The organism is Nocardia sp. NPDC003999 (assembly GCF_053604885.1).
In genome coordinates, this window is record NZ_JBSGIB010000014.1 from 38,724 (window position 1) to 51,224 (window position 12,501).

At 62.0% G+C, this 12,501-nt stretch carries 13 protein-coding genes; 9 read left to right on the forward strand and 4 right to left on the reverse strand.

Annotated features, from left to right (window positions below; all coding sequences use genetic code 11):
- The first annotated feature begins 10 nt into the window (after window positions 1–10).
- The 6 genes from ACWESM_RS24720 to ACWESM_RS24745 all read left to right on the forward strand — a co-directional run bounded on the left by ACWESM_RS24720 (window position 11) and on the right by ACWESM_RS24745 (window position 5,643).
- Window positions 11–691, forward strand: a complete 681-nt coding sequence (locus tag ACWESM_RS24720; RefSeq protein WP_452493829.1) for a hypothetical protein — start codon at window positions 11–13, stop codon at window positions 689–691.
- A gap of 373 nt (window positions 692–1,064) precedes the next feature.
- Window positions 1,065–2,882, forward strand: a complete 1,818-nt coding sequence (locus tag ACWESM_RS24725) for a hypothetical protein (protein ID WP_452493831.1) — start codon at window positions 1,065–1,067, stop codon at window positions 2,880–2,882.
- Between the two features lie 428 nt (window positions 2,883–3,310).
- Entirely contained in the window at window positions 3,311–3,649 is a 339-nt protein-coding gene (locus ACWESM_RS24730) for a WXG100 family type VII secretion target (protein WP_452493833.1), read from the forward strand.
- Window positions 3,646–3,945, forward strand: coding sequence for a WXG100 family type VII secretion target (locus ACWESM_RS24735; RefSeq protein ID WP_364438463.1), 300 nt, complete (start codon window positions 3,646–3,648; stop codon window positions 3,943–3,945). The genes ACWESM_RS24730 and ACWESM_RS24735 overlap by 4 nt, the downstream gene beginning before the upstream one ends.
- 5 nt (window positions 3,946–3,950) lie before the next feature.
- On the forward strand, window positions 3,951–5,330 hold the full coding sequence (locus tag ACWESM_RS24740; RefSeq protein ID WP_364438466.1) for a hypothetical protein: 1,380 nt from the start codon (window positions 3,951–3,953) through the stop codon (window positions 5,328–5,330).
- Window positions 5,331–5,490: 160 nt separating this feature from the next.
- On the forward strand, window positions 5,491–5,643 hold the full coding sequence (locus tag ACWESM_RS24745) for a hypothetical protein (RefSeq protein WP_364438469.1): 153 nt from the start codon (window positions 5,491–5,493) through the stop codon (window positions 5,641–5,643).
- Between the two features lie 284 nt (window positions 5,644–5,927).
- On the opposite strand, the gene ACWESM_RS24750 is transcribed toward ACWESM_RS24745, so the two are convergent.
- A complete protein-coding gene (locus ACWESM_RS24750) occupies window positions 5,928–6,911 on the reverse strand; it encodes a CBS domain-containing protein (RefSeq protein WP_452493835.1) in 984 nt (327 codons plus the stop codon).
- Between the two features lie 559 nt (window positions 6,912–7,470).
- Here ACWESM_RS24750 and ACWESM_RS24755 point away from each other — a divergent pair.
- Window positions 7,471–7,884, forward strand: a complete 414-nt coding sequence (locus ACWESM_RS24755; RefSeq protein ID WP_452493837.1) for a hypothetical protein — start codon at window positions 7,471–7,473, stop codon at window positions 7,882–7,884.
- Window positions 7,885–8,125: 241 nt separating this feature from the next.
- Here the strand turns inward: ACWESM_RS24755 and ACWESM_RS24760 are convergent, their stop codons facing one another.
- From ACWESM_RS24760 to ACWESM_RS24770, 3 genes are read right to left on the reverse strand one after another with little or no spacing between them, the layout of a single operon-like run.
- Window positions 8,126–8,905 (reverse strand): hypothetical protein, encoded by a 780-nt coding sequence (locus tag ACWESM_RS24760; RefSeq protein ID WP_452493839.1) that lies wholly within the window; start codon window positions 8,903–8,905, stop codon window positions 8,126–8,128.
- A 46-nt stretch (window positions 8,906–8,951) separates the two neighbouring features.
- Window positions 8,952–10,205 carry a DUF6973 domain-containing protein gene (locus ACWESM_RS24765; protein WP_452493840.1) on the reverse strand — a complete coding sequence of 418 codons (1,254 nt, stop codon included), beginning with the start codon at window positions 10,203–10,205 and terminating at the stop codon, window positions 8,952–8,954.
- A 15-nt stretch (window positions 10,206–10,220) separates the two neighbouring features.
- Window positions 10,221–10,520 carry a hypothetical protein gene (locus ACWESM_RS24770; protein WP_364432679.1) on the reverse strand — a complete coding sequence of 100 codons (300 nt, stop codon included), beginning with the start codon at window positions 10,518–10,520 and terminating at the stop codon, window positions 10,221–10,223.
- A 305-nt stretch (window positions 10,521–10,825) separates the two neighbouring features.
- Between ACWESM_RS24770 and ACWESM_RS24775 the strand changes: the two genes are divergently transcribed.
- Together ACWESM_RS24775 and ACWESM_RS24780 are read left to right on the forward strand one after the other, a co-directional pair.
- Window positions 10,826–11,335 carry a hypothetical protein gene (locus tag ACWESM_RS24775; protein ID WP_364432673.1) on the forward strand — a complete coding sequence of 170 codons (510 nt, stop codon included), beginning with the start codon at window positions 10,826–10,828 and terminating at the stop codon, window positions 11,333–11,335.
- Window positions 11,319–12,464, forward strand: coding sequence for a hypothetical protein (locus ACWESM_RS24780; RefSeq protein WP_452493843.1), 1,146 nt, complete (start codon window positions 11,319–11,321; stop codon window positions 12,462–12,464). The genes ACWESM_RS24775 and ACWESM_RS24780 overlap by 17 nt, the downstream gene beginning before the upstream one ends.
- The last annotated feature ends 37 nt before the right edge of the window (window positions 12,465–12,501 follow it).

The window sequence follows — 12,501 nt, forward strand, 5'->3', positions numbered from 1 at the left end:
CGGTGGGATCGTGGCGGGCGCAGTGCTGGCGCTCGCGTCGACTGCCGTCCTCGCCGCGGGCCCTGCTGGCGCGGAAACCGATTCGCGCCCGGTAGGTTTCAACGCGCACGCTACATCCACCTCCGCCGTCATCGAGATCGACGCGGGCTCGCTCACCGTCGACGACGCCGTCCTCCGGATCACGGGCGACGACGGCCGTGTGCTCGCCGCAGCCGAACTCGCCGCTCGCGTAGACGATTTCGTCTTCCCGATCGCCGCGGAGATCACAGACCGCACAGTGGTCCTGACCCCGCAATTGGATCCAGAGCACGCGACCTACCGCCCGGTGTCCCTACCTTTCGAGGACCAGGCCCCATGGCGTTCGGAATACGACCGCGAACGCGACGCCTGGACCCGCCTGACCTCGACCATCTCAACCGGCGTCATGGTCGGCACCCTGGTCGGCGGAATAGGCGGCGCGGCAACGGGCTGCGTCCTGGGCGGCCTGGCCGGAGTAACCATCGCCTCGGCCACCATCATCGGCCTGTTCGGCCCGTTCCTCCCCGCCGCCCTCCTCGGCTGCCTGGGCGGCGTCGTGGCGATGGGCCCCCTCGGCGCCGTCGCGGGTCAACTACTGGTCTCGGCCCCGATCGCGATACTGGCCGCGGTGCAGTACTTCACCACGATCACTGCGCCCATGCCCACTCGATGACGCCCGGTCGGCACGCCGAACCATGGCGACGCTCTACGATGTGCAGCACGGGCGTGCCGCCGACGGCGTCAAGCTCAGCTACATGCAGGTCGCGGTCGTTCACTCGCAGCAGTCGTCACCAGGATGCGCCGAGCCAGTTGATGCGCCGCATGTGCCTGTGACTGAAGACGCCGACCTTCGGCCACTCGGGATTGCCGCGCGCTACGCGCGCCGAAGTGCAGGTCCATCTGGTCGGTCAGGTGGAACCCGAACACGATCCCGAGGTGGCTGAACTCCTCCAATCCCTGCGACTCTTCGGAGTAGGATCCATCACGGCTGCCGCCAAGGTAATGTTCTGTTTCGGAAGTAATCTCATTGTCTGCCGGGGGATTACATGGAACGTCCCAGCCCGTTGATCATGCCGAAGAAGGTCGCTGTCCGTTCAGTACGCGCAGAGCGCGACCGAGTTATTTCGCGCACTGTGAGTGAGCCCTACGGGGACAAGCCCGCCAGTCCTCTGGTGTATCGATCGGTCCTTCCGATTGTCGCCAGTGAGCAGGATGTCGTCTTCAATGGTGCACGAGCATGTTTCAAACGCTGGCTGGAGAGCAAGAAAGTCGATGTGCAGCTTTCGTCCGGCGTGCATCGAGTCGCCGCAGACAGGACTGTCACGGTCACTGACGCTTACGATGGCGGCGGCAGGCCGGTTGCGCTTCGATTGAGGATGCGTGAGAACGGCAATGACTCTCGTGCCCGGGGGATTTGGCAGACTACGCTGACTGCGGCGGTCAATCGCTTGGATGGCTTCGCCTTCATCGGTGTCGACGTTGAGCATTATCCCGCCCCGGAAGTTGGACGCCAGATGACCAGCTACAGTCCTCCGCGCGTGGCGCGTGAACTGCTGGAGCAGTTCACGATCATGGACGGGCGAACTCGCTTGTCATCGGTGCCGTATCACGTTGACGCAGGTGATGTCCCGGAACTGTACGACCGATTGACGGACCCCGAACGATCGCTGCCGCTGGTAATTGCGGTGGAGCCGGTCATCAGCAATCCGTCGTGGTATACGTTCGCTGACAGGACTGCCCGTGAGCTCGCGGGCTTGGCGACATTGCATCGTCTGTCCGATGCCGCGATGAATCGTTTCAATGCGATGGTGGGAGACACCCATGCAGTCCGACACGGTCAGTTCCGGAGGTACCTACCGGATGTCGCCGTTAACGATTGGGTGGATGGTCGGCGACATCGCTTCTTTATGTTCAGTTGGCTCAGGAAGAGCGACTTCCATGAGAAAGCTGCGCAAACGATCGCTCGTCAGCCGCGCCTTTTGTCGGCTCGAACACCTCAACCGGCCTTATTGAGCGAGGTCGAGTTCCCCGGTATTACCGACACATTGATCAGTGTCGACCCGTCGCACTCCACAGGCACTGTGTCGGACGTCGACTCGATGCTTTCCGACGCGGCGAAGCCGCATCTATCTGGGGTTATCGAGAAACTGCATGAAACCCAACAGCAGCTGGAGCTCTTGGAACGCAAAGCGAGGGCCCTCGAAATCCAAGTCCAGGATGCGGAACAGAGATACGAACATGAAGTCATCGATCATGACACGGACGCCAACGAGCTCGGCGACCTCCGCAAGACTGTCGCGGAGCTGCAGCGCCGACTTGTCGAAGCGGGTCGGTCGGACGAGGCGTACACGCCGGTCGAAACAGAGCCGAGTCCGACCTCATTCGACCAAATCAACCAGCTGGTGCGCACATCCATGACTAATCTGATTCTCACGTATGACCCTGATAAAGCAGTGGAGCTAGACGACGAATGGAAGGGTTCGACGTGGGCCGCGAAGGTTTGGGACTGCCTCTCGGCGTTGAATGACTACAGTGGGCTCCGACGGTCGAACGGATTCAGTGGAACATTCAGGGAATACTGCTCGAACGTTCCGCCAGGCGCGCGCGGCTATCCATCGACTCGTGTCGCGATGGTGGAATCGGAGTCCGTGCGGAACAACCCCAGAATGAGGCAGGAGAGAGTGCTGCCTGTCCCCCGCGAGATAAGTCGTACTGGAACAGTTTTCATGGAGTCGCACGTGAAGATCGACAGCGCGGGCGCTACGTCTCCTCGGGTGCACTTCTTCGATGACACTGCCGGCGAGACAGGAAAGGTGGTTGTCGGCTATGTCGGTCGTCACCTGAGAAACACGAAGACGAACTGACATCGAAGGTTCTGCTGATGCGGCGTGGATGAGCAGAGTCACCGGTCGAGAAGGTGCGTCTGGGTCGTGAACCCACCGGAACCAGTCGACGTCACCGGCCGCCCCCGGCACGAGCCGAGGAACCTGGGGGACGGTTGACGGTGGGGCGTGAGGTTCGTTGGTCATGATCAGCTTCGGGGTGCCCACGACCAGACGCACTGAGACTAATTGAAACGGAAGCCGAACACCCGCCGTGTCTGTCTCGTCGGTAAGTCGCTGGTCGAGTATGGACGGTCCTGCGTCGAAAGCTCCGTCGCTCTGCGCTTCGACGCTGTCGAGGAAGGCGGAGTTGAGCGCCACGATGTATTGGAATCTGTACTCGCCAACCGACCAAGATCTCCCACCTCGCTCTACCGGTACCGAAGCGCGTATCGGTTAGGATTCGCGTCATGAGTGATGGGGGGACACCAGCCTCGGGCCAGAACGTCGCGGTGGTGCCCGAGAAGGTGCGCGAGGTAGGCAAGTATGTCTACGAGTTGGCGGAGGCGCTGCGCGCGGCGTTGGACTCCACCGCGCAGGAGGTCGCTTCGCTGACCGATGGCGGCTGGTCCGGGGACGCGGCCAACGAATTCTCCGAGGGCTGGACCGAGGTCCGCGATGGCGGCGCCAGAATCATGACCGCCCTGACTGGTATGGCGGAAAAGCTCGGAGTCACCGCGGAAACCTATCAAGCACGCGATGAAATCAACGCTGCGTCTCTGAGCACTTCGAGTTTGGATCTGCCATGAACTCTCGGTTTTCCGTCGACCTGGACCATCTCGATGAGATCGTGGTTCGTCTGTCGGGTCTGGCCGGGTTCATCGGCGAGCATCTCGATGAGATCGATCACCGGGTCGCGACCCTGGCCGGTACCGGGTGGGAGGGGGTTGCGGCCCAGGCGTATGCCGATGCCCACACTCAATGGATCGCCGGGGCACGGGAGTTCGTCGAGGGTGTGAAGGATGTCAGCGACGCGGCGAAGGCGGCCCATGCGCGCTACACCACCGCCCACGACACGAACTACAAGATGTTCTCCCAGGGGTAAGACACATGGGTGTACTGGTTATCGACTGGCAGACCTACTACGACGCCGGCAAGAAATGCCACGCGCTGGCAACCGACCTCCGTGCCGCCGACAAACCGGTCCACGACGCGGTAAAGGGTGAATGCGCTGGCATGGCCGGGAACACCGCGGGCTGCGAACAATGGGGGATCACCTACGACCGCGTCGCCCGGGAAACGATGCAGACCTGCACGAACCTGGCCGACGCCCTCACCAACTTCGGCAACATGCTCTACGCGGCCGGGTACAACTGGGCACTGTCCAACAACTCCAACCCGATGCCCGACCGGCCCACCGTGACGGCGATGTCGGAGTACAAGGTGACCATCCCGACTTCGGTCGGCAATAACGGCGACGGTGTCACCGAGGGAAGTGGCAGTGTCCCCGGCTTCTACGACGCCCTGGTCGGGAAAGTCCAGGAGGAGTTCGGAAGCAAGCTGCCCAACGGCAACAAGGACAAGCTCGCGAAGGCCGCATCAACCTGGAAGACGTTCGCCGAACATAAGACCATCACCGATGCCGCATCCCGGATCACCGAGATCAGCAACCTTTTCAGCGACATCCAGGACAAAAAAGGCCTCGACCCCATCCTCGGTCACCTCACCACCCTCAACGGCGGCGCCACCCAGCTTGCCTCCGCGTCCCTCAACCTCGCTACACCTGTCGCGGAGTACAGCACCGCCACCTCCGAAACCCGCGACAAATTCAGGGACGCGGTCACCAACGCTTTGATAGCAGCCGGAACCACTGTCGTCATCGGTGTCGCCGCCTCCTGGATCACCGCCGCACTCAGCGACGTCGCCGCCGGTGTGGGCGTCGTAGCGATCGCGGGTAACACCGCCAGAGTGCTCAAAAGCACCTACGACGCCAGCAAACTCATCAAAATAATCGGCACTGCCTCCGCGGTGGCGGGCGTCGCAGCCTTCACCGTCACTGCGTTCGACAAAGTCCCCAGCCTCACCGATATCGCGCTCAAACTTGCTGCCATCATCGCCATGAAGGTTTACATCGATGATGAGGACAAATTCGAGAACTTGCCGCTGGCTCCGGGCAACCCGGCTCCGGGCATGACCGATGAAGTTGAAAAGTACATCCTCGGCAAGCATGTCAAAGGCGCTCCCAACTATAATCCGTCGAAGGGGACGTGGCCCGACACGATTACCGGCGAGGAACTCGATGAGCTGGCCGAAGCGGCCGAGAACTCACCGGCACGTGGACCCAACCACGACGGCAACTTCGAACGCGAGGTCGACGCCGGTAAAGTCATCGGCAGCGTGTCGGAGCAGTTGGGTGGTCACGCCACCAGTCGATACAAAATCATCACCGACCGATTCGGCGGCATCATCACCATGTATCCGATCCCGTAAAATCCAGGGAGTTGAATTGGGAATCGACATAGTTGTTCAAAATCAAATCCACGAACGGGTCGAACTGGTATACGGGGACGTGGAGGACACGCTTGTCAAGTATCGAGAGAATGCTCCGGCGGGCTCTCTACTTCGAGGTCTCCACGCGCACGCTGACACAATGTTCAACACGACCCAACTGGCCATGCTCTTGGACGAACTCGTACATCTGTCGCCGAACAACGATAAAGAAGCGGAGATGCTCGCAGTATTGCGCGATGCTGCCGAAGCCGCTATCCGTAGGAATGGGTATCTCTGGTTCAGTGGAGACTGAATTCGTGCACGTTTCCGCGTCTGCTGTAGCCGGTCCTGCGCGCGGCGCGCGGCGGTGAATTCGCGCATACGGGGTGCCCGGCACAACGGCCGGTATGGCCATGATCTCCGCGCTCATGCCCGCTCGATGACGCTCGGTCGGCATGCCGAACCAGGGCGACGTGCCGACTCCACAGTCGCGGGAGAGGAAAGGCACGTGTGCTACGTGCTGGTTCAGCGACACCCTTTCCTCATACACCGTCGTCGTCCTTCGGGAGGTAGTCGTCGACGCTCCGATGCCGACTGCTACGGGTTCGGCTCGGCTGTACGAAGCAGTTGCAAGAGCCCGGTGACCGCGGCGAATTGTTCTTCCGACAAGGGGTCGGTCGCGAAGTGCATCAAGTCGTTGCGAACGTTCCGGACTCTTTCCAGCAGATCGACGACCTGGCTTCGGTCCAGTCGCCAGCCGAGCTTGCGCCAGCGGTCGGGGTCTCGCAGGAGGAAGACGTAGTTGCCGAAGGTCAAATCCGAGGCGTCCTTGACCCGGGACTTCTGATGGTTGGCCACCGAGCCCTTGAAGTCCTCGAGGTCGAAATGTTCGTCGGCAGCACGACGCAACCGGTTCTCAGCCTCTTCGATCAGGATGAACGGACGTGCGAGCGTGCCGAACTGACGAGTGAGATCCGAGGCGGTCAGGATACCCGTGACTCTGACGCGGTCCTGATCCCGGACGAAGATGAATCCTCTGTCGTAGATCGCATCGATCTGATCGAGCAGAAGGGCATCGTGATCGACAACGAGGGCCGATACGGTCGCGTTCGCCAAGGTCGGGTCATCGCTGGCGATGTGTGCCTGCCCGATCGACTCCCAGGTCACCGCACCGTGATAGGTGCCGTCCTCATCGATGACAGCGACCTGGGAGAACTGGTGTTGCAGCATCAAAGTTTTGACGTAGGTCAGATCGACCGAGGACGGCACGTACACAAGCCGAGCGGGGAGGCTGCCGAGCCGACGAGACATCGGCTCGGGCTCGGTCACGTTCTCGATGTCCTCGGCCGCGCCGGTGACCGTGACGCCCCCGGGTTCTGTTCCGAGCGGCACAAGCGCGACGATGTCACTCAACGCGCCTTCGGTGAAGGCGGGCCGCGTGGTCAGTCCGTTGCTCGCGAGATCCGACTTGATCATGGAGATCACCGCGGCAGTGCGTCGTTCGACACCCCAGTGTTCGAGCAGGCTTCGAATGGTCAGCTCACGCGGATTCGATGGGTCTCTGGACGCGGCGTCGTCCAACAGCTCGGCCGAGCTGGTGGCCTCCTCGTCCCCGTCGAAGCCGGGATCGGTACCATGAGCCGCCAAATGCTCGATGCGTGTGGCGGCGTTGTGGCGGGTTAGGCCGCAAACCGTGAGAAGAGAGCCGAGGCTGGCCCGCAGATCGGGCCGGACCGCGTCCCACGGTATATCGGTGCGGAGCCAGTCGACTTTTCGCACCTGCCGGAATTCCTTCGGCTCGTCCTGACGGAATTCATACGAACCGCTGACTCTGCCGACCGCCAAGTATCCGGCATGGGTCTTGAGAGGCATCACCACGAGATCGCCGTACTGGATCTCGGTCTCGAATTTCCACAGCTGTCCGGCCCAATTACCGATCAACGCTCGACCGGCGTCCGGGTATGCCTGACGCAGAGCCGATTTGAGCTCATCCCAGGTTCGGTACCGGCTGAGGTCACCCACCTCGTCCCAGCCTAGGATGGCGAGGCCGTCCTGTAGCGCGCGGGCCTCGCGTTCCCCGCTTCGCCCAGCGCGGATCAACCAGGCCTGTTGTTCTCGCACGCGGTGCGCGTCTTCGGACATGATCGTGTATTCCCTCCCACTACAGTTCGCCGAACCCGGTTCGATTCATACCGGAGATCGCAGGTCTCCGCTCGGATTTCGACAGGATCAGCGGGTACGGCCGGTTCGAGGCAATGAATACCGGCGGGCCGGTTTTGCGGCCGCTGAAGACCCTAGAGAAGTACCGCCACGTTACTTGCAATTCATCGCATCGACGACCTACAGGATGATCCCTTCGGTGCACACATTCCGCAGGACAATTGGCACCACGGCGAAGGCGACGGACGGGCAGTTCTGCAAAACGGAAATCACGGCGGCCGACACGGACGTGGCAACCATTCACCTTGGTCAGGTCGAAGGAGAACTCGGCATCGCCGATAATCCGATCACCAAGCTCCCCTATCGGGATCTGGTACTAGCGGCGGCCCATTGAGACGACATTCCTCTGCTGCCAGATAAGTCGACGGGTCCAGCCGGTGTTCTCCCAGCCGGGGAGCATCGGCCCGCCTGGAATTGTGTCCAGCCGAGTCGTTCGAGCGGGCTGCCGGTGGCCGTCCCCAGCTGGGCGCGATTGTCAGCGCGAGAGCGCGACGAGTCCGATGGCGGTATCCGTGGCGGCAGCCGATCTCGTCGAGCCGGGTGAGTGGCGGCTGCCGGAATCCGCTGCGGCCGAGTTACCGCGGCACGGTTGTTGTCGAGGTCGGAGCGGGGTCGACGAGTCGTACCTCCAAAGGGGCAACGTTTGCGTCGAGACGTACGGCAGGGCTGTAGACACCGTCGGGAGGAAGATACCCGCGGATGTACGCGGCTCGTTGAACCGCACCGTCTTTTGTGAACACGAGAATGCTGCCACGCTCGGTGAAGATGGGTTCCATCTCGACCTGAGCGCCGACGAACGCCTCGACTTTCGCACGTGTGTCGGCGGTCACGACGTAGACCCGGTCCCAATCGCCGCCGGTGAGATCGCGGAGCAAAGCTGAGCCGTGCGTGCGGAAGAGTTCGTCCTTCTTCGCCTCCAGATCGGTGTCCTCGATCAGGTGTGGACCTGTCGGCCGAGGCTCCACGAATTCGAGATAGCGCGGGTAGCCGGGCGCCCGAATCTCGACGTCTGCGGTGTAAAGCCCTGAAATCAAGGGCACATCAACCCAACTCGCATGCTGAACACCGTTCCCTCGCACGAAGACCAGCACTGACGCGCCACTTTTGGAGAAGGTGTCCTCCATCTCCACTGGTGCACCGACTTCTCGCTCCACCTGTTTCCGGCCGAGGTATTCCTGCTGGTACACGTAGACGCGGTCCCAGCTTCCGCCGGCAAGGTCGCGCAGTGGCGCGGAGCCGCCCTTCCGCCACAGGTCGTTCAACTGTGCGGACAGCGCCTTGTCCTCACTCAAGTGCGGTTCGAACGGGCCGCCAGCCACATATGCCAGAAGTCCGACCACCGCCAACACCGGCACAGCGACGAGAAGAACGCCCCACAGCGCCCTGCGAAGCCACTTTCCCTTAGTAGTAGGTTCCGTTCTTGGGCTCACCGCGCGTCACCTCCGGGTCGTGACCACCTCGCGCCGGGGGCTCTCTGTCGGTAATCCCCGTGTCGCCGAATGGCACCTGGTTGCTGTACTTCAGTTGGCCGTCGGGTCCGACGACAACCAATTGACCGTTTTCTACCGCCTTCTTCACAAGCTCCTTCAGTTCGGTGGGCGACGCATTCGGATGCTCGGCTTGGATTCGACGGCCCACCTCGTTGTTGTGCAGGTCCATCGCCTCCGCGCTCGCGTGTGAAGTCGGACCGTCGATGCGCTCGTGCGCAGTCGTGTACGCGTTTGCCCAGTCCTGGCCGAATTCTTTGGACAGCAGAGTGTTCCAGTAGGCGTGCCGAAATGCGTCGGCGTGACCGTCGCCCACACCGCCCGCACGCGGCTTGTCCTCGAAGATCGTCGTTCCCTCCTCCGAGGCGGCCTGCTCGATCATGGCGAACGCCAAGACCCCATGCAAGTCCAGTTCTGACAGCATCCGCGCCTCACTGGCGGTAACTCGTCTGGGCTCGAACCCGGCGGCGGCCAAAGTTTTGCCGAACGCGCTGTCCGGATCGGTAGGGAACATGACCATTCCGTCTGGATCGGGTGTGACATTGTATTTGGCCAGCAGACGCTCATGGAGCGTCGCCGGTCCTGCCCCGGCGGGTCTGCCCTTGATCTCGGCTACTTCGGCTGGATCGGTCGCGAAGCGGTCCGCTGCCGACGGCGGCGCCAGCAGTCGAATATCTTTGATGACCTGAGTGATCTGAGGTGCCCACGTATCCATGGAGGAACCGATGTGCTTGGCTTGAGCCTGCAGACTGACGGTGTCATTGGTGGCCCGATCCTTGTCACCGCCGTCGGGCGCATGAACCGTCCAGTCCTGGTCAACCGTAAAGCCCTCGGACATGAGCAGCAGCGCTGTGGACGTCAAAAATGAGACGGCGTAGGACATGTCGTTGTAAGCGCCGGTCGCCAGTTCACCGAGCCGACCGTGCGCATCGGCGATCCTGCGAACGTCCTGGTACTCCTGATCGGCGCGATCTGTCGCGGCGCGGCTCGCGGCGCCCGACCACTCCAGTGCCTGGATCTGCCTGCGCATCGCGTCGGCCGTGGCGTTGAGCCCCTTCTCGACATTCTCTGCACGTTCGCCGAGCGCCTTCAGGGCCGATACGTCCAACGATCGAGACTCCGTACCAGCAGAGATACTGATGAGGTCGGCGAGCTTCGGAATCCACATCGGTAGGTTCTCGATTCAGTTCAACTCGCCCATGGCGTTCAACTGGTTGGCCAGATCGACGTCCACGCCGTGGAACGTTGTCGCCGTGAGATACAGCAGATGGGCCATCCATCGGTACCGTTTCTCCATCACGATCTTGGCCTGCTCGCTCGCGCCATCGGCGTCGCCGAGCGCGGTGGCGATCGGCGAATCACGCAGAGACTTGATGCAGTCAGCGGCATCCAGACGTGGCGTCTTCACTGGATCTTTGACGTCGTCGGCAATGAACTCCAACACGCGCGCTGCGTCTGTCAGCGTCACGGGGTCGATCTGCACTCCAGCCACCCCCACATCAACGGTCCCGGAGCGTACAGCGTACATAGCGGCGTGACCAGGCTGCCAGAGGTGGGGTGTGAAGTCGCTTCTTCAGGCGAGCAGCCGGTCGAGATTCCGAAGCCTGCGGTGAACCCTCTACCGTCGAACTCGTTGTTGGGCTTGCCGATCAACAGGTCATGGCCGTAGCGCTTGCGCGGCATCATGCTCCATTCTGTGTGCGGGCTACCGGGATGTGTGTGACCATGTCTTGCTCCAGACCTGCGTCACCAAGGGGAATAGTGAGGCAACACCGGAAAGAAATGCTGGTGAATACTATTCGCGAATTGGTCGCGAATCGCCGTATCTCGACCGAGGAGCTGCTCGCTCAGCTCGACGTCCGGGGGTTCCGGCGGCTGGAACCAACGGATCTGTTCATGCTCTGTCATGAGCACCGCATCGCGGAGTTCGACAAAACGACGGAGCACTGGTACGACCCGGGGCGTCCGGAAACGATGGCGGCCAGCGGGACCGCGGATCGGGCCCACGACGCGGTCGCGGACAAGTCGGCCAAGACCAGCGCGGTGTTTCGTCATGAGCTTCACCTGCTGCGTGAGCGTGTCGTTCGGACCTTTGAGGCGCCCGTGACCGCTGCCAGCCCAGTCGCACCCGGCTGGAAAGATATGGCCACAGCCGCACGCTCGGCGCTGATCCGGGAGAAGAGCGCGGTCGTCAGCAAGACGGGATGGCAGAACATCGAGCTGATCGACGGAGAGATTTTGGCCCGCAGCAAAGTTCGATTTCGACTCCTATGCTCGTTCCGTGAATCCACTGCCTAGATCGGTTGCCGAGAGCTGGGCCGATTCCCGAAATTTCGATGCAGCAGTTCTTTTCGCGGAGGCGCGAACAGTGGCGCTGCCGCCTGGTCAGCCTGTGCTGAGCGGTTGGTACCTACTTCGATTCCACGATGACAGCTTCTATGTCGGCGAATCTGTGAACCTCCGGGGCCGGATGGCCGGGCACCGCGCGAAGTGGGGCGAGGAGATCGCCACGGTGCGGTTTCGGCCGGAGATAGCGTCGAAACAGAAACTCAAGCGGCGTGAGCGGACCTTCACCCATGAGTTGGAGGCGCTCGGCGTACCGCTGCGGAATGTGATCAATGCGAGAGCCACCGCTGGGCGCGACGCCCTCGAGGAATTGCTGCCCGTCGGTGAGCAGGATCGATGGCTGGCCGACCCGCTGGTCTACAACGCCGCCGATGCGACGCCGCTGAAGCCGATGCCGGCGCAGGAGGTCCGATACGCGGCAAACGCGCGTCGGTACCAAGCGAGGCCGGGGGCTGATGAGGTCACCGCGCTGCTTCGCACCTTTTTGGACTCGTCGGTTCCCGTGCCGCGCGCGACTGAGTTCCAGTATTGGTCGGTCAGCACAGGCACCTACAGCGGCCAGCGCCGTTTCTGTGTGAGTGTCGGTGCGATGGAGGTATTCGTTGTCTCCGATGATCTGTCGGGCTTTCTCAATGTCCGCCGCAGCCTGCTGGTTCCCACCGTCGAGGCCGAACGCAAATTTCTGCGTCGGCATCCTCGGGTGCGGTTGTCGTATGGCGAGTATGCCGACGCGGGCAGTGACGACATCTCGGTGCAGTGCTCGACTCTGGACAGTCTCCGGCGCCTTGTCGATGACCCACACGTCACCACCGCCGCGGCCCGATTGGTTCTCGACATCATGCGTAAGCACTTCTGCATCTACACCCGTTACCACTGTCCGCAACTGGTGCAAGCGGTGTACCCCGAACACCCGCGGCCAGGGGTGCCGAGGGATTCCGCGACGAAAAGCGCCGAAGCCGTGCCGCAGCCGTCCGCATTTCAGGACAGCAGCGAATCCGTCGACGACGGAGGCAGGGGTATCGCTCAGGCATTTGATGCCGATGGGTTGAGCGGTTCGGTAACTGGTGAAGGGAGGACATGAGTTGCGCTTAGTCATCAGCGTGACGGCCGCGGTGAAG

Excerpts from the sequence above, each read along its gene's own strand:
- ACWESM_RS24725 (WP_452493831.1), top strand. The coding sequence starts at position 1,065 with ATGGAACGTCCCAGCCCGTTGATCATGCCGAAGAAGGTCGCTGTCCGT.
- ACWESM_RS24745 (WP_364438469.1), top strand. The coding sequence starts at position 5,491 with ATGTTCAACACGACCCAACTGGCCATGCTCTTGGACGAACTCGTACAT.
- ACWESM_RS24735 (WP_364438463.1), top strand. The coding sequence starts at position 3,646 with ATGAACTCTCGGTTTTCCGTCGACCTGGACCATCTCGATGAGATCGTG.
- ACWESM_RS24755 (WP_452493837.1), top strand. The coding sequence starts at position 7,471 with ATGATCGTGTATTCCCTCCCACTACAGTTCGCCGAACCCGGTTCGATT.
- ACWESM_RS24740 (WP_364438466.1), top strand. The coding sequence starts at position 3,951 with ATGGGTGTACTGGTTATCGACTGGCAGACCTACTACGACGCCGGCAAG.
- ACWESM_RS24730 (WP_452493833.1), top strand. The coding sequence starts at position 3,311 with ATGAGTGATGGGGGGACACCAGCCTCGGGCCAGAACGTCGCGGTGGTG.
- ACWESM_RS24765 (WP_452493840.1), bottom strand. The coding sequence starts at position 10,205 with ATGTGGATTCCGAAGCTCGCCGACCTCATCAGTATCTCTGCTGGTACG.